Origin of the sequence: Dyadobacter sp. CY312, from assembly GCF_021390535.1 — a bacterium.
In the GTDB taxonomy this organism is placed as follows: domain Bacteria; phylum Bacteroidota; class Bacteroidia; order Cytophagales; family Spirosomataceae; genus Dyadobacter.
In genome coordinates this window covers 170,348-189,310 of sequence record NZ_JAJUXG010000003.1, presented here as the reverse complement: position 1 = coordinate 189,310, position 18,963 = coordinate 170,348, and the positions used below count along the sequence as shown (strand labels likewise).

The 18,963-nt window shown below is 43.5% G+C and carries 13 protein-coding genes and 1 tRNA gene; 6 read left to right on the top strand and 8 right to left on the bottom strand.

The window, feature by feature from the left end; genetic code table 11:
- Nucleotides 1–142: 142 nt before the first annotated feature.
- Complete coding sequence (locus tag LZG71_RS04940) at nt 143–2,710, top strand: galactose oxidase (RefSeq protein WP_233817591.1); 2,568 nt, start codon at nt 143–145, stop codon at nt 2,708–2,710.
- Between the two features lie 64 nt (nt 2,711–2,774).
- On the opposite strand, the gene LZG71_RS04935 is transcribed toward LZG71_RS04940, so the two are convergent.
- From LZG71_RS04935 to LZG71_RS04920, 4 genes are all read right to left on the bottom strand, one after another.
- Complete coding sequence (locus tag LZG71_RS04935; RefSeq protein WP_233817589.1) at nt 2,775–4,079, bottom strand: glycoside hydrolase family 71/99-like protein; 1,305 nt, start codon at nt 4,077–4,079, stop codon at nt 2,775–2,777.
- A 443-nt stretch (nt 4,080–4,522) separates the two neighbouring features.
- Entirely contained in the window at nt 4,523–5,212 is a 690-nt protein-coding gene (locus LZG71_RS04930; protein WP_233817587.1) for a DUF3823 domain-containing protein, read from the bottom strand.
- A gap of 142 nt (nt 5,213–5,354) precedes the next feature.
- Complete coding sequence (locus LZG71_RS04925; protein WP_233817585.1) at nt 5,355–7,247, bottom strand: RagB/SusD family nutrient uptake outer membrane protein; 1,893 nt, start codon at nt 7,245–7,247, stop codon at nt 5,355–5,357.
- Nucleotides 7,248–7,259: 12 nt separating this feature from the next.
- Nucleotides 7,260–10,403 carry a TonB-dependent receptor gene (locus tag LZG71_RS04920; protein WP_233817584.1) on the bottom strand — a complete coding sequence of 1,048 codons (3,144 nt, stop codon included), beginning with the start codon at nt 10,401–10,403 and terminating at the stop codon, nt 7,260–7,262.
- A 685-nt stretch (nt 10,404–11,088) separates the two neighbouring features.
- Here LZG71_RS04920 and LZG71_RS04915 point away from each other — a divergent pair.
- The gene (locus tag LZG71_RS04915; protein ID WP_233817583.1) at nt 11,089–11,448 is read left to right on the top strand and encodes a D-arabinono-1,4-lactone oxidase; all 360 of its coding nucleotides are present in this window, start codon (nt 11,089–11,091) and stop codon (nt 11,446–11,448) included.
- A 195-nt stretch (nt 11,449–11,643) separates the two neighbouring features.
- On the opposite strand, the gene LZG71_RS04910 is transcribed toward LZG71_RS04915, so the two are convergent.
- Nucleotides 11,644–11,720, bottom strand: a tRNA-Asp gene (locus tag LZG71_RS04910).
- Between the two features lie 159 nt (nt 11,721–11,879).
- Between LZG71_RS04910 and LZG71_RS04905 the strand changes: the two genes are divergently transcribed.
- The 4 genes from LZG71_RS04905 (at nt 11,880) to radC (ending at nt 16,234) form a co-directional block, all read left to right on the top strand.
- On the top strand, nt 11,880–12,980 hold the full coding sequence (locus LZG71_RS04905) for a Nif3-like dinuclear metal center hexameric protein (RefSeq protein ID WP_233817582.1): 1,101 nt from the start codon (nt 11,880–11,882) through the stop codon (nt 12,978–12,980).
- Nucleotides 12,981–13,082: 102 nt separating this feature from the next.
- Complete coding sequence (locus tag LZG71_RS04900) at nt 13,083–13,829, top strand: zinc ribbon domain-containing protein (RefSeq protein ID WP_233817581.1); 747 nt, start codon at nt 13,083–13,085, stop codon at nt 13,827–13,829.
- Between the two features lie 97 nt (nt 13,830–13,926).
- Nucleotides 13,927–15,471, top strand: a complete 1,545-nt coding sequence (locus LZG71_RS04895; RefSeq protein ID WP_233817579.1) for a hypothetical protein — start codon at nt 13,927–13,929, stop codon at nt 15,469–15,471.
- Between the two features lie 58 nt (nt 15,472–15,529).
- Entirely contained in the window at nt 15,530–16,234 is a 705-nt protein-coding gene (radC, locus tag LZG71_RS04890; RefSeq protein WP_233817576.1) for a RadC family protein, read from the top strand.
- Between the two features lie 3 nt (nt 16,235–16,237).
- Here the strand turns inward: radC and LZG71_RS04885 are convergent, their stop codons facing one another.
- From LZG71_RS04885 to LZG71_RS04875, 3 genes are read right to left on the bottom strand one after another with little or no spacing between them, the layout of a single operon-like run.
- Complete coding sequence (locus LZG71_RS04885; RefSeq protein ID WP_233817574.1) at nt 16,238–17,050, bottom strand: DUF3298 and DUF4163 domain-containing protein; 813 nt, start codon at nt 17,048–17,050, stop codon at nt 16,238–16,240.
- 31 nt (nt 17,051–17,081) lie between these two features.
- Nucleotides 17,082–17,816, bottom strand: coding sequence for a LytTR family DNA-binding domain-containing protein (locus LZG71_RS04880; protein WP_233817572.1), 735 nt, complete (start codon nt 17,814–17,816; stop codon nt 17,082–17,084).
- Nucleotides 17,817–17,875: 59 nt separating this feature from the next.
- Complete coding sequence (locus LZG71_RS04875) at nt 17,876–18,946, bottom strand: sensor histidine kinase (protein WP_233818338.1); 1,071 nt, start codon at nt 18,944–18,946, stop codon at nt 17,876–17,878.
- Nucleotides 18,947–18,963 lie beyond the last annotated feature (17 nt).

Sequence of the window (18,963 nt, the reverse complement as noted above, 5' to 3'; positions counted from 1 at the left end):
TTAAACCCATATTGTTATATTCGGTGTTGGTAAGAAAGCTGTGAAATAAAGCTTGTGCGGTTAAGAAACCATTAATAATAGATTAACGAAGGCTAAAAAGATTCCGGGTCGGAAATTTTATTCCTTCCGCTCAGCATTCCCTATGAAATTGAAATTCCTGTTCGTCCATTTGTGCTTGTTAATCCTTATTTGCTTCGGAAATCGCAGCTTCGCACAATCGTATGGACTTGGGTTTGACAGCTACGAGATGGTGCAGGACAAAAGGACAAGCCTGGATCTGAGTCCGGACAATACTTTCTGTTTTGAGAAAAATTTTGAATTATCCTTCGAACTTTCCTTTCTGGCCGACAAAAAAATATACTTTGGATACGTTGTCAGGCTGATTGAAAACGACAAACAAAACATCGATCTCGTTTGTGATAACAGTACAGAAAAGCCACATTTTAAACTGGTAATAGGGGACAAGTTCTCTTCTTACTCTTTCGATTTTCCCAAAGACGATCTTTACAAAAAGTGGAATAAGATCACATTGAAATTCAACAAGGAGAAGAAAAATATCCTGGTTGTGTATGGCAACAAGGCTTTCTCTCAGCCCTATACGCTTACGGATAAGGGACGTTTCAAAATCCTTTTCGGAGCGAATAGTTACAAAGATTTCAAGTCGACGGACGTGCCGCCGATGAAAATCAGGAACGTGGTCATTTCGGAGGACAACCAACCAAAATATAGCTGGCCGTTAAATGAAACCAATGGTGCAATTGCAACGGAGGAAATTCAGAAGAAAAGCGCACTGGCTTCTAATGCGGTCTGGATCAAAAAACTTCATTACGAATGGCAGCTCGCCAGAACGCAAACTTTAAAAGGTTACGTGCGGTTGGGTTTCGACGACAGTAAGGGCATGTTATATATGGTATGCAAAGACTCGACTGTTAGCTACAATGTTGGGGCGAACAGGTCAGTTTCGGCAAGACATGAAGAAGGCGCGCAGCCGGTTTATGTTGACGATCAGGTACTTTTTGATAAAACGAATAACAAGTTGTATCATATTTACCCTAACGAAAAGCAGGTTTCTACTTTTGACCTGAAAACAAATAGCTGGGATAAAAACGGTCCGAAACCGGTGTTGAAAACGCAATTTTTACATGCGAACAAATTTTATTCCGAATCCGATTCCTCCATTTATGTGCTGGGTGGCTATGGGCATTTGAAGTATAAAAGCAACATTCAGCGGTATCATGTGCCGTCGAAGACCTGGACAGATTTACAGGATTCAATTTTCACACCAAGGTATCTGGCTGCATCAGGAACAGGCAAAAATGGTGCGTACGTACTTGGCGGCTATGGCAGCGTAACCGGACAGCAAATTCTGAACCCCAGAAACTGGTACGATCTGTTGTTTTTTAATACCAAAACAGGAAATTTCACGAAGGGATACGAACTCGAACTGCCAAAAGAAGACTTCGTCTTTTGTAATTCGATGATCGTTTGTGAAGAGGAAGATTCTTTCTACACGCTCATTTTTCCAAAAGATAAATTCAATTCGGATTTACAGCTTATCAAAGGCTCTCTGAGCAAACCTGATTTTAAATTGGTTGGGTCAAAGATCCCTTATCAGTTTACAGATATCCTTTCTTTTGCTGATCTTTTCTTTGATTATGCCAGCAACAGGTATGTGGCGGTCGCGCTTAATTACGCTGAGAGCGGGCAAACCAAAATTTCGATTTACACCCTGAATGCGCCTCCGTTGGAATCCATTCCGGTGGTTGAGGTTGCCGAAGCAGATACTGGAAATGTATTCTGGCTGGTTACAGGTTTGCTATTTGCAGGAGCAGCGGCTTATGCTTATTTCAGATATTCAAGAAAGAGAAAGCCGGAGTCCGTATCACAGCCTGGTTCGCCCGTTTTTGTTGAAAACCAACCAGTTAATTTGCACGAATCGCCGTTGGTTTTGCCTTTACAACCCATTGAACGGGATGTCGTTCAACCGCTTCACAGTAGCGTGTTCTTGTTCGGGAATTTGCAACTATTTGATGAAGCAGGCAATGACATCACCAAGCAGTTTAGCCCATTGGTGAAGGAGCTTTTTCTGGTGATCCTTCTTTATTCAATTCGCTGGGAGGGTATCAGTTCTGAAAAGTTGAAGGAGTTGCTCTGGTTTGACAAATCATCTGAAAGCGCCCGTAACAACCGGTCGGTGAACATTGCCAAGCTGAAAGGAATATTGGAAAAGATGAAAGACTGCCAGGTTTCGAAAGAAACAGGATATTGGAAGATCAAAATCGACTACGACAAAATTCATGTGGATTACAAGCATTACCTTGCTTTGATCAGGAATAAAAAGGCACTGAATAAAGAGAGTATTTTGGAGCTGGCCAGTATTACGAAACGCGGAAATTTCCTTGCCAATATTGAGTATGAATGGCTGGATTCTTTCAAATCCGAGATATCCAATGAAATTGTAGACAGCTACCTGGGTTTTGCAGCGACAATGAAAATCTCAGACGATCCTGAATTTCTGGTTCAGCTTGCAAACTATGTATTCTATTTTGATCCAGTGAATGAGGAAGCGATGATTATCAAGTGCAAAGCACTGGCGCATCTTGGTAAACATTCTCTGGCAAAAACTACGTACGAGAATTTTGCCAGAGAATATAGCCGGATCTACGGCGAAGATTTTCAAATGGATATGCCCGAAGTTTTACATTCGTGAAATGGGAAAGAGGCTTCGGGCATGGGTTGAAGGTGAATATTTCACATCTCACTTTTTGCCTTTTTTACCTTTTACGTTCCGGTTTTTGTGCTCCGTATCCACTTGCTCCGTGAAACCATTTGGCGCCTTCGCCGGTGAGCCACAGGTAATAATCAGGATCAAGATCGGGTTCAATTCCCACGAATTTACCATCCGCATTCAGGGGAGTTGCACCTTCTTTTTTTGTTTTAAAGATGGCCGTTCCTTCATCTACTTCATCAAACATGGCTACGTACAAAGCTTCGGCTCCCGACATTTTTGCACCGGCAATCTGTTGCCATAGAAAATCTCCTTTTCCTCTCGGGATCTGATTATAAAGCGTTTTGTCATTTTTAAGATTTCCCCAGCTAAATCCTGGAAACACCAGAGGAGCGTAATCGATCTTGTTGTTTTTGCACCAAACAATGTCTCCCGGTAGGGTAGTGCCGGCAACAGATGTGTAAGTGGAGGCATTGTATCTGCCGACAGCCCAGGGCATAATCACGTCTGCTGTTTTGATCAACGTGTGCAATGCAGGCGAACTTTCGGTGTCGGTGCTGAGTGTACGCCAGTAATACGGGACACCCAGCAAAATGGAGGTTTTCTTGGTCGGTCCTTTGATTCTGTCAACCAGTTTCTGAATGTCGGAGGTCATGTATTTCCTGCCGTCATTAAAACCTACGCCCCAAATAGCGAGGAGCGGACGACCGTTGTGACGCAGGTAAGTTGGATTTTCCTTGTTGTCATAAAGATTAAAAATGCGTTGCAGTTCTTCCCAATCTTTGGCTATAAACTCCATATCCGAGGAAGTGGAGCCGCTCAGATCGTACATAACGCTGATCGCCCTTTTGTACTTTTTGGACGCTTTAAGTGCATTAGCCAACACCTTGTTAAAATGCCTTTTGCCACTTTCTCCTTTTACTTCGCTTACAAAACGTTGCATATACACACCGTCGATTCCGTGCTCCTGCATCCATTTGAAATGCAGATCCACGCTTTCTTCATCGTAAGGGCTGTATACTTTGGCTGCATCTCCATTCGCGTATTTGAAAGCGGTTGTATAGGTTTTGGTATAATCCGAAACATCGGGCCAGAAGTCAATGGAGGAAAAACCCGGCTCGAATTTTCCGTTCTTTTGATAGTGATGCCAACCGCGGTCCGCGCCGTCGCCTTCGGCAGTAAACCAGCCCTGGTAACCCGCCATTACCAGCCCTTTGTAACTGGGAAAAAGAACACCGGTTTGATCGTAAACGACTTCTTCAATGGGTTTCGGCGTTTCTGTTGTTTTCTCATTGGCAGTGCAGCTTATGTAAAAAAAAGAAAACAGACATAGGAATTTAAGTATTTTCATCAACGATTGGTTTATTGGGTTTAGACTAAGAAATGTTCCAATGAAGGCGTTTCAAATAGGTTTGTTGTCAGCATGAGTAACTATTTTGCGCTAGCAAGCTCTCGCTTCGGCGATCTGCCGGGTGGCCGGTGCCATTAAAAATGATACTCACGGAGCGGTCATCCTGAGCGGAGTCGAAGGATAGTTTGCAGTATGCCAAAAGGCACTTCGACTCCGCTATCATTGACGCTGTTTGTAGGTGGTTAATTGATAATAACTTACATTACGGCTCGTGCTTCGACAGTCCGATCCGCTCAGCATGACAACCACCTTAAGCGTCATCGCACCGGCCGGTACGCCGGAGCGGACCCGGTCATATTGTTTTTTAAGAAATAAAATAATAGCTCAGTGTGACAAACTTCTTGTATTACCGAAATTTGAGAGACTCACAGCAACGTTCTTCTTTACAGCGTAAGTCTCACAGCTTTGGCATAATTAAACTTCGACTCGGGAGCGTCGATAATTGCTCCTATGCGGAAGAAATACTGACTGCCAGCTTTTAAATTGCTGCTGTTCGACGGGATGTCCATTTCGAGCCTGTACACTTTGTTTGGATCTGTAACCGCATTGATTTCCTGATCTGCCAGAACGGTGCGCATCGGTTCGCCTACATTTGGCTCCGGGTGTGCATACAATCCGATCCTCTTCACATTATTGATCACCGTTTGCTGCAATTTGAAAGTCGCAACCACTTTGGTGCCTACTTTTTCGATCTTCGCTTCTTTAACCCTGATGTAAGGCTGAACTTTGAAATCAAGCTGCGTTTCTCCGTTTACGGTTACCTCCTGAGGCTCTGTGGGAACAAAATTTCCTCTCACCGGCGTGATGGTGTAAGTGTTCGAAAAAATGAGGTTGTTGCGGTACGTACCATCATTTTTGACGATCATCACCTGTTTGGTTTCAGATGCGTAGCCATGTTCCACGAATTCGATGGTGCTGCCACGAATGATGTCCTGCTCAACAGGTTCGTTGGTTTCCACATCCAGAAATGTTCCATGCAGCTGTGAATCCGGAGCAGGATAATTGTCTATCGAGCAGGCACTTGCTGCAAATGTCAACAGCAGTGCAGATACATATAATTTTATATTTTTCATCTTTGTAAAAGGTTTGAGATGTTAGCAGTCAGGCATTTGCTTTATTTGATAATGGCCTGTCCCCGTTTAGCGGGATCTTTGTCGTTTAGCACTAAAAGCTATTACCTAACCGCTAATCGCTGTTTAAATCATTGCATTTGTCTTAATACTGTGGATTTTGAACCAAACCGTTGGCGCCAATACCGGGTACGTATCGATAATATTGCCGGTATTCAAAAGTGGTCGGGTTAATGCGTTGGATTACCTGCCGGATAAAAATGTATTTAGCCGGAGAAACCCGAAGATCCAAAACGGGAATTAACGCATGGCGAACAGTATTGTTGAACAGCGTATGGTATTCACGTCTTCTGATCAAATCCCAGAACCGCTTGTTTTCAAAAGCAAATTCAACCCTTCTTTCGCGAATGACGTTGTCAATAGTAAGTGGAATATCCTTGGTATGACCCGCCCTGCGGCGCACTTCGTTTAAAGCTTTTGCTCCGTTTTGAGAAGATCCGGTTCCGCTTTCTACAACAGCTTCTGCGTGAATCAGCAGGATTTCAGCATAACGGAAATCAGCCCAATCCGATACGGTTTGGTTCCAGCCAGGAGCTACATTGACACCTTCGTTCAGGAATTTTTTGAAGCTTACACCAGTGCGCGTGTTGTTTCCGCCCCAGGTATCGAAGCCTGAGTATTGGGTACGGTCAGCGGCTCCGTAAGGATAATAGGTTTTCCCATTTGCGTTAACCGGTTCTCCGCCAAAAAGCTGCGCATTGCCATCAGGTTTAATCATTCCGGCCTGAATAATGATTTTTTGACCTTTCCACGCTGTTCCTGGCAAAACCATTGTCGCCCAAAGTCTTGCATCTTTATCCTTGTAAATTCCGGCAGGATCGTCGTAGCGTTTGTAATTTTTAGAAGCGCTGAATCCGTTGTAATCGTTGATGTCATTTCCTGCTTCCGTTGTTACAATCGGCGCACTTTTACCCGGATCTGTATAACTCTCGTAAGCATCCATCAAATCCAGGGTTGGGTTCATGCGGCCTGGATGCGGCCAGCCATTTGCGGTTTGGTTGGGCTGAAACCAGATTCCGTAATTATGGCCCGTGCCAGAACCTGGTCTTGCAAAACCCTTTATGAAAATCACTTCCGTGGGCGCAATGTTCGGGTCTTCAAACAGCTTTCTGTAATTATCGGCAGCCTCTTCCGGCGATGCCGGTGTTGGTTTGTATAAAGAGAATTTGCCCGAATTGATCAATGCCTCAGAAGCTTCTATTGCCGCTTTGTAGTATTCGGCAGCTGCCGATTTATCCAAACCAACGAGTTTCTGTTCAACCGCCGGTCCTGAAATCGGGGCTCTGTCGCCGTATTTGGCCAGCGAAGCAGCATGTAAGGCCACTCTGGATTTGAGTGCATAGGCAACCCACTTCGTAGCACGTCTTTCTCCTCCTGGCCACGATTCTGCCAGATTTTGAATTGCGAGGTCGCATTCCTTCAGCACAAAATCCCAGGTTTCTTTTTCAGTACTTCTTGGCACTTTTAGTGCTTCCACATCACCCTCATACTTTTGAACAGACGTGATCAAAGGTACGCCGCCATAACGTTTTGCCAGAGCAAAATAAGCGTAAGCACGTATGAATGCACTTTCGCCAATAAGCGCCTTGGTTTCGGCTTCTGGAACAGTTAGTGTGGGTATAATGTCAATAAGAATGTTGGTGTCGCGGATCAGTTTGTATCCCTGATCCCACCATTGGAAATCATCATTGCCAATAAAATCTCCGAACTCGGAATGAACTGCTTCATCGGTAACCATTGCAGGGGCAAAACCGCCATTGTTTGGGTCGCCTGTATTCCAGTTAAATCCCTGCCGGAAAAAGGTAAAATCCTCAATTGGGAGCTGATAATAAAGATTCGCCATGTAAAGCTTAACACCTTCGGGATTGGAGAATAGGTTTTCTCCCTGTAATTTGTCTAAAGGCTGTTTGTCCAGAACATCGCCGCAACTGAGCGCGAACAATGCAGGAAATAACAATAGATATCTGAATAATTTCATCGTTTTCTACGCTTAGAATGTAACGTTAATACCAAAGTTGTAACTTCTTGTTACCGGGTAAGTGAGTCCGGCGCCAAACAAGCCTTCTATTTTTTCAGGATCGAAAGGTTTTACGAATGGATCGGCCCAGGTGAAAATGTTGTGAGCATTTCCGTATATGCGTACACTTTCAATCCCGATTTTGGTCAGCAATCCAAGTTTGACCGTGTACCCCAACTGCGCACTTTTGAATCTCAGGTAAGACGCATCTTTACGCCAGGCCGAGCTTTCTGCGTACATGGCTCCAACATTGTAGTTGAAACGCGAAGCAGGCCAAGTTCCCGGAATCCATTGGTTGTCGTCAGACAAATGCCATCTGTCGTGGAAATATTCCGGAGTGTTCCCTCTGAAAGCGAAGACCTCAGCATATACCTCCCGGAAACGCACGCTGTATTTTCCCGATCCCTGAAAAAGGGCTGTGAAATCAAAACCTTTGTATGAAGCATTCAGGGTTACGCCATAATACATTTTAGGGTCGCCGCCGAAGAACAAAGGCATGGCATCGTTGCCATCAATCACACCATTTCCGTCAACATCTTTGTATTTGAAATCACCGGGAAGTTCACGGGTGTTACCCAGGTCACCATTTTGGATCGGTGCATAAATGACTTCATCCTTATTTTGGAACTGACCTTCCAGTTGATATGCCCATACCACATCATTCCAACGGTTTTGAGCACCGCCACGCCATCTGTCCATGCTGCTCAGAAAATCGCCTCTTTCAACATAGCGGTTCATGGTACGGGCGAAGTTGAAGTTTCCTGAAATTCCATATTTGAAATCGCGGATTTGTCCGTTGTATCCTGCTGAAAACTCAATACCTCTTACACGGTCGCTGTTCAGGTTTTCGTCGGGAAGTGTGCCTCCGAAGGTGTTGGGAAGCGATACGTTTCTCCTGGCAAGTAAGCCCTTGCGGTCTCTTTGGTAAACGTCAAAAGTCAGGTCGATTTTGTTGTCCCAAAGTCCAACATCAATACCAGCATCCTGAATGATGGATTTGAACCAGGTCAGTTTTTCGTTTACAATTGCAGGTGAAGCAGCTCCTGTTGTGTAATTGCCATTGGTGAATTCATAACCGCCGCCACCTGCCAGTGAGAATCCGGGTACATATTGGAACGGAGCACCTGCATCAGCACCCACCAAACCATACGAACCTCTAATTTTAAGAGTCGAGATAATAGGCACTCTTTTCATGAAGTTTTCTTCTGTCACGCGCCATCCGGCAGAGACAACCGGGAACAAACCCCAGCGACGATCCGGATGGTATCGGTAGGAACCGTCGTAACGGGCAGCAACTTCGAGCAGGTATTTTTCTTTGAAATCGTAATTCAAACGACCTACGTAAGACTGGCTTGCATATTCGCTTTCTGAGCCACTTGTTGTCTGGTTATTCAGACCGGCCTGATCAATCTGATCGTTGGTAAAAAATGCGTATTCTCTGCCCAGACCCGCCCAGCGGTTTTTGGATTCCTGCTGCTCATATACCAATGTAGCGCCCAGGTTGTGATTTTTGGCAATAACCGTGTTGTAGAACAATTGTCCCTGGAATGTAACCCGGTTATTATCCGAGAAATTATTTCCGATCCGGGATGGATTCCGTTGCTGGTGTGCGGTGTATTTATCTGTCGCAGCATCGTAAGTATATAAATTATAGCTTTTCGAAACCGACTTCCCGCGGTAATTATTGCTGTCGTAAGCGACCAATCCTTTCACTTTAAGTCCGGGAATGAAAGGCACAGAATAGGTCAGAGCAAAAGTAGACTGGAAGAATTTGTTCACTTCTTCATTGTAACCTGTGAGATTTCCATCTGCAAGTGCAACCGGATTGTAACCACCGCTGAGCAGTGACGGATATTTTGGGTTGTCATTGGCAAATGGCCTTTCCGTTGGCAAGGCAACACGGGTGCCTTTGTAAATGTTGAAAAAGTTGTCGCCGGGCTGTAATCTCTTGTCAAAAAGTCCTGACAAGATCAGATCAGCTTTCAGGTTTTTGGTCAGGTCTATGCCAACGTTGGTACGGAAAGTGTATTTCTTGTATCCCATGTCGTTACTTTTCAGAAGTCCGTTTTCATTCTGATAGCCGAAACTGGTGAAATACGTAGCTGCACCTTCTCCGCCGGATGCTGAAATAAAATGCTGCGTTTGGGAAGCCGATTTATTCAACACCTCCTTGTACCAGTCGGTGCTTTCGTAACCCGGTGCACCTGTCCTGAATTTTTCCATTTCCTCACTGGTATAAACCGGATTTTCACCCAAATTTCTGGCCGCGTCATTCCGCATTTCCGCCCATTGCAAAGCACTGGTCATGTTTGGAACGTCAGTCGGGCTCTGGCGACCGTATACAGCGTTGTAACTAAATTTTGGTTTACCTCTTGATCCTTTTTTAGTGGTCACAATCACCACACCATTTCCAGCCCTGATCCCGAAAATAGCCGCTGATGCATCTTTTAGTACCGAAATGCTTTCGATATCGTCCGGATTGATCTTCTGGAATTCGTAACCGCCATCTCGCGCAACACCGTCCACTACATACAATGGTTCTCCAAATCCACGTATGTTAATACTGGTGCTGAACGAACCCGGTTCGCCGGAATTCTGGCGGATTTGCACACCCGGTACTTTTCCCTGTAAGCTTTGCGCCAGACTGGTATGTGTGGTCGTTTTAATGTCTTCAGACACGATATTGGAAATAGCCCCCGTCAGCGTTTGTCTACGTTGGGTACCGTAGCCGACCACTACCACTTCTTGTAGCTCGTCGGTACTCAGTTCCATTTTGATCTGTAGACTGGTCTTGTTTCCAACTTCAATTTCCTGCCTTTTGTATCCAAGAAAACTGACGACAAGGATCGAACCTGATTTGGGAATGCCCAGAGAGAATCTGCCATCTGAGTCCGTTGTGGTTCCCTTTGCCGATCCTTTCAGTACAATGCTTGCGCCGGGAATGCGCTGATTTTTTTCGTCGTCAATGGTGCCGGAGATGTTTATTTCATCGGATCCGGCGGGCTGATTTTGAGCAAAAGCCTGAGAGGAAAGTATCGCAGCAAGGACGATCATCATTTGCTGCAGTATTTTCACAAAAGGTTTTGCGCTGCTTTTCTGTAAAAATTGATTTGCCATATAAAGTAATTGGTGAGTAGTAATTCGATTGAACGAACAATACAAATTGTTTTAAAGGAATGGGTTAGGAGGTTACGTTCAGGTCATAGGCTTGCAGGGCTTGGTTGGTTTAAAAGGAAAAGGTTAAGGGTTGTTTCAAGGTCTCAGAGAGAGACAGCTCAATCTTAGTTCGTGACCCCAGCGGAGTAGAACTATGCATGCAAAAGAAGGAGGGGGCAATTAAGAAATAGTTAACAAATGATTAATAACAGAACTTAATCAATGATTTTTTGAATTATTTGCATAATGTGGTTCAAAATCCAGACGTTTGGGGAGGAGATAAGTGCAGCACGGAAGCCGTCTGGAAATAGTTCTGAATGCCTGAACCGGGTGTGGAAATTCGACGATCGCACAAAAACCAAAAGAAAGATTTCCACAAGTTGCATGGTTTGCAGATATCCTGCTAAGCTGAACAAGTGAGGTTTGATCGATTCGTAATCTGGGTTCACTCAAATGTCTGGTAAGGTGCGTTTCAGCGGAGCCGTTGATTGTTATAACTGTCTTTTTATTTGGAAGATCTGCACCTGCGTTTACGGATAGGTATGTTCAGTCCTGATCAAACTGTGGCTGATCCGGCATCCATCGGACGTGTATAGCATACGGCACGCATTGAGCCGGCAAATACCTTCCCAACATGTCGGGGTAGTTGCACGGCGTTGGGCTGGTAACCGGGGAGAGAGAGGTGAGGGAATTTAGCGCAGACGATCATCCGCAAATGATGCAGGCTCTGAAAGTATCACTGGGCTCCATGGGTTTCCTCATGTCGAAGACATTGAAGGTTCTGCCAGACTACCGGCTCAGTCGAAGACATTACCGAGCAGCAACCGACGATTGCCTGGCACACCTTGAATCGTTGATCAAGGAAAACCGGAATTTCTGTTTTTACTGGTATCCCCGTCGCGACGATGTAAGTATTCGTAAGTGGAATGAAGATTCTGGTGAGCACTTTTTAGACTCCCTTTCTGCTCACCAAATGCTCACCTTTTATTTGCGAATATTTGAATAATTTGGTGTATTTCAGAAAAAGAAAAATCCTGTAAATATGTGATTTACAGGATTTTAATGTATTTTGATATTGTATCTGGCGGTCTGGGGGTACGGCCACCCGGCGGGACTCGAATTGCTATTAAAGCTCCGTGCAACAGGCATAGTACAACAAAAAAGCCCTTAAATCTTGCGATTTAAGGGCTTTTTTAATTTCTGGCGGTCTGGACGGGACTCGAACCCGCGACCCCATGCGTGACAGGCATGTATTCTAACCAACTGAACTACCAAACCAGACTTCGTTTCCGATCGTTATCGTTTAACGTGGTGCAAAACTAGTATTTTTATTTTCCATTGCAATACTTTTGACATCAAAATAGTTATTTATTTGCAAATAAAATTGGCTTTAATCAGAATTGTTCTGATTATGAAATAGTTGTAAATTAAATAAAAATGCCCCAAATAAGAGACCTTACTGCTGAATTGGAAAAATTGGCTCCGCTTTCATATCAGGAAGATTATGACAACGCCGGACTCATTGTGGGAAACCCGGCCGAAGAGGTAACAGGTGTGCTTATTTCACTTGATGTTACCGAAGATGTTGTGGAAGAGGCAAGAAGGAAAAATTGTAGCCTGATTATCGCCCATCACCCTATTATCTTTAAAGGTCTTAAAAAACTGAATGGTAAAAATTACGTGGAAAGAACCATTATCAGGGCCATTCAATACAACATTGCGATTTATGCCATTCATACAAATCTGGATCATGTAGGTTCCGGAGTGAATCGCATGATTGCTGAACGACTCGGTTTGGAGAATCTCAAAATACTTGCACCCAAGAAGCAACTACTTAAAAAACTGACTTTTTTTACTCCCATTTCACATTCTCAGGTAATCCTGGATGCGTTGTTTAATGCCGGTGCAGGTCAAATTGGTGAATACAAACATTGCAGTTTCCGTATTGAGGGTACAGGGACTTTTCTGCCAGGCAAAGAAGCAAAGCCTGTAATCGGAACTCCGGGCAGTCTTGAAGAAGTGAACGAGCATCGGATTGAGGTAATGTTTCCTTCACATCTCGAAAATGCCGTGCTCGGTGCTTTAAGGAAAACACACCCTTACGAAGAAATTGCCTACTATTTACATCTCCTGGAAAACGAAAATCAGGAAGTAGGATCGGGGGCGATTGGAGAATTGCCGTCTGCCTTGCCCGTTCAGGACTTTTTACAGCTTCTTAAAATAAAAATGAATGCTTCTGTGGTTAAATATACCGAGCCTGCGAGTGTGACCATCAAGAAAGTGGCTGTTTGCGGCGGAGCGGGAAGTTTTCTGTTATCCCACGCCAAAAGTGCAAAGGCAGATGTTTTCGTAACGGCCGACTATAAATATCATGAGTTTTTCGACGCTGAGAACAAGATCATGATCTGTGACATAGGGCATTATGAAAGCGAAGTATTTACTAAAGATTTACTATATAATTATTTGTCAGGAATTTTTAGTAATTTCGCACTCTGTTTGTCGGATGTCAATACCAATCCGGTTAAATATTTTGTCTAGAAAGCAATTTCAACAATTTATTTAGTCAGTTAGCTGTTAAAAATATCCGGGATACTATCTCTCACCAAATTACGCATTGAAACAAGTCCATTAAAGACATACATGGAAAATACAATCGCACAAAAATTAGACGCTCTCCTGAAATTGCAGGAAATTGATTCAAGCCTTGACGAAATCCGAAAAACGCGTGGCGATCTTCCTGAAGAAGTTAGAGATCTTGAAGATGAAATCGTAGGTTTTGAAACTCGTTTGGCTAAGTTCAAAAGCGAAATAAGCAATTTAAATTCTGAAATTGACAGTTTCAAAGGTGCTCAAAAGGACGGTGAAAAGTTGATCAAAAAATACAAAGATCAGCAAATGAATGTTCGTAACAACCGCGAATATGATGCCATAACCAAAGAAATTGAGCTTCAGGAGCTTGATATGCAGCTTGCAGACAAGAAAATTAATGAAGCCAAGGCACGTATCCGGTTGATAGAAGATGATGCAAATCGTGCAGAATCTACTTTGAACGAGAGAAACGAAGATCTTAAAGCTAAAAAAGGTGAGCTTTCGGTAATTACCAGTGAAAGTGAATCGGAAGAAAAAGCACTTCTTGCTGAACGTGAAAAACACATCAAGAAAGTAGAAGACCGCTTGTTGAAATCTTACGATAAAATCCGTGGGAATTCACTAAATGGTCTTGCAGTTGTGCACGTATCACGTGGTGCTTGCGGAGGATGTTTCAGCATTGTTCCGCCTCAAAGACAGGCAGATATTCGAGAAAGAAAAAAATTGATCGTTTGTGAGCATTGTGGTCGTATTCTTGCTGACGTAGAAAGCGTTGAGCCAGTTCACCAACGCAGATAGTACCATATCATATTTGGTTGAAAAGGTTGTCTTTCATCGGACAACCTTTTTTATTTTACCGCTCGTCCTTCTTAAGTTCGGATCCAGGATGGTTTAAATGATGAATTTGTTATTCAAATACCAATTTCGAAAAGTCACAAAGGGGATCGTCAGTTGTATTTCGGTGGTGTGGATCATTGTTTTCTGCTCTTATGGGAATGTTCTGGCTGATGGTGCTTTTGTAAAGTTCACTCCTAAATTACAGCGGGCATATTTTGAGATACAAAAACTCCGGATACAGACTGCGCGGAACCTAATAGATGAAGAGCGGAAGCAAAATGAAGATAATGTATTGATTGCATATCTTGATAATTATGCTGATCTGCACTATCTCATGATTTCAGAAGATAAGGTTGCTTACAAAAAACTAATAGAAAAAGAAGATTCCCGGTTAGCGGCAGTGGGAAAATTACCTGATTCTTCTCCGTATAAAAGACTTTTTCAGGCTGACATTCGGTTGCATTGGGCTTTTGCAAAAATCAAGTTTGGTAACGAGGTGAGCGGTGCCTGGGAAGTTGTAAAGGCATATAAGCTGCTGGATGAAAATCGGAAGAAATTTTCTTCATTTACACCAACCTTAAAATCACTGGGGTTTTTGCATGTTTTAATCGGGTCCGTTCCCGAAAACTATACCTGGGTTACCAAAGTGCTTGGACTGCGTGGAAACATAGATCAGGGAATAAAAGAGATTCAGACGGTGGTTGCGGAAGAGCCGTTTTTTCGTCAGGAAGCCGAATTAATGGATCTTCTCCTTCATGCTTATACATTACAGTTGGGGCCGAAGCAGCTTGTGAAGGTAAAACAACTCCCTAAGGACCATCCTGACAATTTGCTGTTACATTTTTTTGCCACAACCATTTTGATGAAGGAAGGTAATAGCAAAGAGGCTTCGTGGTATCTCAATGAAGCTCCTTCCGGTAATGAATACATTACATTCCCTTTTCTGAACTATCTCCGTGGCGAAATTGCGTTACAACAAGGTAAGTACGATTCTGCCTTTGCTTGGTACACCGCTTTTCAGAAGGATTACAGAGGGTTCAATTACATTAAGGATAGCAATCTAAAGATGTTTATGTGCAAATGGCTTTCCAATCACGACAACGAAGCTCTGCCGTTTATCAGGGAGATTGGAAACGAGGGCAGTGCAATTATCGAAGCTGATAAACTTGCACTTCGAATGGCAGGGGAATACACCTCAGGTAAAATAACGGCGCAGCAGAAAATACTCTATAAATCGCGTTATGCGACTGATGGGGGTTACCTCATTGAAGCCCAGAACTTTCTGAATCCTGTATCTGAGAACAGTTTTACTTCTCTATCCGACAAAACAGAATTTAATTATCGGAAGGGTAGGATACTTCAAAAATCAGGAAAGGAGAATGAGGCGACGCCATACCTAGAAAGGGCGGTGGTTCTTTCAAAAGGGGCTTCAATAGGATTCGGAGCTAGTGCCGCACTTCAATTGGGTTATATTTACAGAGACAGCGGGCATAAAACCAAGGCTGTGCAGGCCTTCAAAACGGCTATGTCTTATAAAAAATATGAGTATAAAAATAGTGTAGACAGCAAAGCCCGGGCTGCACTCACCGAAATGGGACAGTAGTGGAAGATTACTATTTTAACAAGTTGTCGTCATAGGAAGTAAAATTACCTTACTCTATATGGCTAACAACGAATACTTTAATCCCCATAACATCCGGAGCTGGGCAGAAGAAGATCGTCCCCGTGAAAAGCTTCTGCTGAAAGGCAAAGCTGCATTGTCCGATGCGGAACTGGTCGCTATTTTGATCAATACTGGTACAACATCATTGTCTGCTGTGGATGTGGCAAAGGAAATGATGAGCAGTGTCGGCAATAATATCAATGAACTGGCGAAGCGTAGCGTTAAGGACCTGATGAAAAATAAAGGCATCGGCGAAGCAAAAGCCATCACCATTGTAGCTGCACTTGAACTTGGCCGCCGAAGAAAAGACATCGTCGACGATCAGAAGAGAAAAATCACAAGTCCTCAGGATATTTATGATGAAATGAAGCCTTACATGATGGATCTCCGGCATGAAGAGTTTTGGATATTGCTATTGAATCAGGCAAATATTGTCATGAAAACCGTGAGGGTAAGCAGCGGCGGTGTGACGGGTACGGTAGCTGATTCGCGGATGATTTTCAAAGAGGCCATCGAGCATCTGGCGAGTTCTGTAATTCTTGTACACAATCATCCTTCAGGACAGCTGCGGGCCAGTTTGGAAGATAAACACCTGACTGAAAACATTGTTGCCTCCGGCCACATGCTTGGTATTCCAGTTGTTGATCACCTGATTTTCACAGATACCGGGTTTTACAGTTTTGTGGACGAAGGCCTCATTTGAATGTTAAAATATCAGATCTGTTTTTACGATACCATCCAGTTCTTTATAGGGAATGGTAAATGTAATTGCACCGCGGGCATAGGCTGCGATTTCGTAAGGATTGTAATAGAATAATACACCCTCTTTTGTGAAGGTATAATTGGCAGGAATGAAGAACTTATGATTTAAGAGAAAGTAACCACTTTCTTCCAAATTTGCGGATGCATCCAGTTTTTCAATTTTTCTAAACTCAGCTTCTACTTTTTTAAGTAACGCGGTAGAATCGGCAATGAAAGTTTTGGCTTCTTTTTCTTCGCCCGTTACAGCATCAAACACATGCAACGAACGGAAAGAATTGGGATGGGCTCCACCCATAAAAGAAAAATGATCGAGCTGATACAAAAGCACCTTAGGAGTAACCATCACTGTATCGCCTTTCAGCTCCACAAACCAGCAACCTGGTGCATCCGGGAAATCCTTTTTGAAATCAGTGTAGTTTTTATGTAGAACTTCAAAAGCGGATTTGGTGCTTGTTTTGGCTCCCGGATTAGAAGCTATGCTCGCGCTGTCTCCGTAAGAATTAATCCTGTCAATTAGTTTTTTATCAAGCTGCGTGCGAATATTGGCAGCTGCGGCAGTAGAGTCGGAGGGAAGCCAGGTGGCAATTTTAATATAAACTCCTGCACTCAATACCGTATCACATGTACCAAAGTTTTGTAGCAGTAATTTGCCATTTTTAAGGTCAACCAGTTTTTCACTGGTTTCTTTCTTTTCTGATGGATTACAGGCAATGAAAGCTGTAAAAAGAGCTGATAAAATGTAATTTGTAAGACGCATTTTGGAAATTGAAGCTATTGAAATATTAATCTTATAAACTCATTAACTCCTTAAATCGTATAGCCTGACGTCTCGAAATTTCAATTTTATCTCCGCCTTGTAAGGTTACAAGCAGTCCGCCGCTAAACCAGGGTTCAATTTTTTCTATCCATTGCAGGTTGATGATATGCTTACGGTTTGCGCGGAAATAGGTATTAGGGTCAAGTCGCTCTTCCAGGTTGTTCAGCGATTTTAATACCAATGGTTTCTGATCATCAAAATGAAGACGTACGTAATTACCCATTGATTCAAACAAGCGGATTTTACCCAGTTTTACAAACCAGCACTTTTCACCGTCTTTTACAAAAACCTGATCGTTTTCACCGAGTATCTTTTCTGCCCTTTCGCTTGTTTCCGAGGAATGTTCCGGTTGTGCCTGGTTTTCCTCAATACGATGTATTGTTTCTTTAAGTCGCTCGTTGTCAATCGGTTTTAGGAGATAATCAAGCGCGTTGAATTCAAATGCCTTGATTGCATATTCATCATAAGCCGTTGTGAAAATAACCTCCGGAGTTTTGCCTTCAATAGAGGAAAGCAGTTCAAAGCCATTTTTGCCTGGCATTTGAATGTCCAGAAACAACAGCTCAGGCTGAAGTTCATCTATCATTACGAGGGCTTCTTCCGCGTTGGCTGCTTCGCCCACAATCTCAATTTTAGTGTATGGTTCCAGTAATCTTTTTAGTTCATTTCTTGCTAGGCGTTCATCATCTACAATAAGGGTTCTCATGGCTGGCTGTTATGGTTATCAATAGTTTTAGAAATGATATTCTTCAAAAATAATCACTTTTATGCTCCCTGCATCATACTGTTGTCCGATACCGATAATGTGGGTATTCGAATCTCGGAACAGACGACCTTTTCGGCTTCCTGAAAAATGTTGAAAGAAGCTCCTTTGCCGTATAAAATAGAAAGACGCTCTGCCGTGTTTTTTAAACCCACACCGCCCGACTCCGAGGTGGTGGATTCGGTAGAGATCAGACTACCCGAGTTTCGGATTGTAATTAGCAAAACTTCGTCAACAATATCTGCTTTCAGATCCACAAAACCACCTCCCATTTCCTTGGATACGCCATGTTTGATGCCGTTTTCTACCAAAGTCTGAAGCATCATGGGCGGCACCTGCCAGTAAATGGCCTGCGGAGGAGCAACAATGGAATAACGGAGCCTTTCCTCATATCTCACCTTTTCCAGTTCCAGGTAGTCTTCCACGGTTCGGAGTTCTTCCTGCAGGTCCACCGTTTTGCGGCGATCGGCCAGTAATGAATTGCGTAAAATGTTGGAGAGTTGCGTAATACTTACCTGCGCTTTTGAAGGATCTTCATACACCAGTGCTCTGATACTGTTGAGAGCATTGAAGGTGAAATGTGGGTTGAGCTGCGAACGGAGTACTTTCGCTTCCGCTTCGCGCATAGACATACGCAGCATTATTTTTTCATAACCGGCGAGTCTTGCCTGTTCTACATACTGATAAACGGTGTAAGACAAAATCCACGCAAAGAGATTTTTACACCAGGTTGCATAGTATCCCCAAAACAAAAAGGGCTGATTGATCAGATTTTCTTCAAGATAATGGCGGTCGAGAGGCTGATTTACGAGAGCCATTACAAGTCCTAGTAAAAGCACAGAAGCAATCACTCTCAGGGCAAGTTTGTGTAGAGGTAGTGCCGACCAGTTCCACCGTTTAAGCACCAGTCGGTAACAGTGTGTCAGGAAAATTCCTAAACCAACATTGGCCAATGCCGAATATAAAACTCCTGATTCGAAACCGTATTCCAGCGTGTAGGGGATAAACTCAAGCATGATGAGCACCATCCATCCTATGATCTGTAAGGTCCAATAAATACGTCTTTTGGACATGGTGATGTTAGCCGCGG

What these genes read in the sequence shown, in the direction of transcription:
- LZG71_RS04900 (WP_233817581.1), top strand. Translation starts at nt 13,083, where the DNA reads ATGGAAAATACAATCGCACAAAAATTAGACGCTCTCCTGAAATTGCAG.
- LZG71_RS04935 (WP_233817589.1), bottom strand. Translation starts at nt 4,079, where the DNA reads ATGAAAATACTTAAATTCCTATGTCTGTTTTCTTTTTTTTACATAAGC.
- LZG71_RS04875 (WP_233818338.1), bottom strand. Translation starts at nt 18,946, where the DNA reads ATGTCCAAAAGACGTATTTATTGGACCTTACAGATCATAGGATGGATG.
- LZG71_RS04920 (WP_233817584.1), bottom strand. Translation starts at nt 10,403, where the DNA reads ATGGCAAATCAATTTTTACAGAAAAGCAGCGCAAAACCTTTTGTGAAA.
- LZG71_RS04880 (WP_233817572.1), bottom strand. Translation starts at nt 17,816, where the DNA reads ATGAGAACCCTTATTGTAGATGATGAACGCCTAGCAAGAAATGAACTA.
- LZG71_RS04940 (WP_233817591.1), top strand. Translation starts at nt 143, where the DNA reads ATGAAATTGAAATTCCTGTTCGTCCATTTGTGCTTGTTAATCCTTATT.
- LZG71_RS04930 (WP_233817587.1), bottom strand. Translation starts at nt 5,212, where the DNA reads ATGAAAAATATAAAATTATATGTATCTGCACTGCTGTTGACATTTGCA.
- LZG71_RS04885 (WP_233817574.1), bottom strand. Translation starts at nt 17,050, where the DNA reads ATGCGTCTTACAAATTACATTTTATCAGCTCTTTTTACAGCTTTCATT.
- LZG71_RS04895 (WP_233817579.1), top strand. Translation starts at nt 13,927, where the DNA reads ATGATGAATTTGTTATTCAAATACCAATTTCGAAAAGTCACAAAGGGG.
- LZG71_RS04905 (WP_233817582.1), top strand. Translation starts at nt 11,880, where the DNA reads ATGCCCCAAATAAGAGACCTTACTGCTGAATTGGAAAAATTGGCTCCG.
- radC (WP_233817576.1), top strand. Translation starts at nt 15,530, where the DNA reads ATGGCTAACAACGAATACTTTAATCCCCATAACATCCGGAGCTGGGCA.
- LZG71_RS04925 (WP_233817585.1), bottom strand. Translation starts at nt 7,247, where the DNA reads ATGAAATTATTCAGATATCTATTGTTATTTCCTGCATTGTTCGCGCTC.